Origin of the sequence: Cellulosimicrobium marinum, assembly GCF_020551945.1 — a bacterium.
In the GTDB taxonomy this organism is placed as follows: Bacteria; Actinomycetota; Actinomycetes; order Actinomycetales; family Cellulomonadaceae; genus Cellulosimicrobium; species Cellulosimicrobium marinum.
Map to the genome: position 1 here is coordinate 4,008 of NZ_JAJBZH010000012.1, position 1,676 is coordinate 5,683.

The following is a 1,676-nucleotide window of genomic DNA, read 5'->3' on the forward strand; positions in this document are numbered from 1 at the left end:
CATGAGGCTGAGAGCTGATAGTGAGCGCACGAGCGCGAAACGGGTGATCCTATGCTGCCAAGAAAAGCCTCGACGCGAGGTTCTAGCCGCCCGTACCCCAAACCGACTCAGGTGGTCAGGTAGAGAATACCAAGGCGATCGAGCGAATCGTGGTTAAGGAACTCGGCAAAATGCCCCCGTAACTTCGGGAGAAGGGGGGCCCGAAACGTGAACACCCTCGCGGTGGGAGCGTGGACGGCCGCAGAGACCAGGGAGAAGCGACTGTTTACTAAAAACACAGGTCCGTGCGAAGTCGCAAGACGATGTATACGGACTGACGCCTGCCCGGTGCTGGAAGGTTAAGAGGACGGGTCAACCCCTCGCGGGTGAAGCTCAGAATTTAAGCCCCAGTAAACGGCGGTGGTAACTATAACCATCCTAAGGTAGCGAAATTCCTTGTCGGGTAAGTTCCGACCTGCACGAATGGCGTAACGACTTCTCCGCTGTCTCAACCGCGAACTCGGCGAAATTGCACTACGAGTAAAGATGCTCGTTACGCGCAGCAGGACGGAAAGACCCCGGGACCTTTACTATAGCTTGGTATTGGTGTTCGGTGCGGCTTGTGTAGGATAGGTGGGAGACTATGAAACCCGCACGCCAGTGCGGGTGGAGTCAACGTTGAAATACCACTCTGGCCGCTTCGGATGTCTAACCTCGGTCCGTGATCCGGACCAGGGACAGTGCCTGGTGGGTAGTTTAACTGGGGCGGTTGCCTCCTAAAATGTAACGGAGGCGCTCAAAGGTTCCCTCAGCCTGGTTGGCAATCAGGTGTCGAGTGCAAGTGCACAAGGGAGCTTGACTGTGAGACTGACAGGTCGAGCAGGGACGAAAGTCGGAACTAGTGATCCGGCGGTGGCTTGTGGAAGCGCCGTCGCTCAACGGATAAAAGGTACCCCGGGGATAACAGGCTGATCTTGCCCAAGAGTCCATATCGACGGCATGGTTTGGCACCTCGATGTCGGCTCGTCGCATCCTGGGGCTGGAGTAGGTCCCAAGGGTTGGGCTGTTCGCCCATTAAAGCGGTACGCGAGCTGGGTTTAGAACGTCGTGAGACAGTTCGGTCCCTATCCGCTGCGCGCGCAGGAAACTTGAGAAGGGCTGTCCCTAGTACGAGAGGACCGGGACGGACGAACCTCTGGTGTGCCAGTTGTTCCGCCAGGAGCACCGCTGGTTGGCTACGTTCGGAAGGGATAACCGCTGAAAGCATCTAAGCGGGAAGCCTGCTTCAAGATGAGGTTTCCATCCCCGCAAGGGGGAGAGGCACCCAGCAGAACACTGGGTAGATAGGCCGGACGTGGAAACGGGGACCAACGACCCGTGCAGCTGACCGGTACTAATCAGCCGACAACTTCAACACCAACAACACTTGCAAGCTACGCGTCCACTGTGCGGTTCCCGAACCACCAACCCCACCACCCCCACACCACGGGGAACGGTACCCAGGTTGGACGAGTTCGACACAGTTACGGCGGTCACAGCGAAGGGGAAACGCCCGGTCCCATACCGAACCCGGAAGCTAAGCCCTTCAGCGCCGATGGTACTGCCCTGGAGACGGGGTGGGAGAGTAGGACGCCGCCGGACAACCCTTCACCGAAGGCCCACCCCACACGGGGTGGGCCTTCGGCATTTCCGCATGC

General features: G+C 58.5%; 2 rRNA genes (1 of these 2 only partly in view). Both read left to right on the forward strand.

Annotated features, from left to right (window positions below):
• Positions 1–1,396, forward strand: a 23S ribosomal RNA gene (locus LGQ04_RS17190); it begins 1,810 nt to the left of the window's first position.
• 107 nt (positions 1,397–1,503) lie between these two features.
• Positions 1,504–1,620: ribosomal RNA gene (rrf, locus tag LGQ04_RS17195) — 5S ribosomal RNA — on the forward strand.
• Positions 1,621–1,676: the final 56 nt, after the last annotated feature.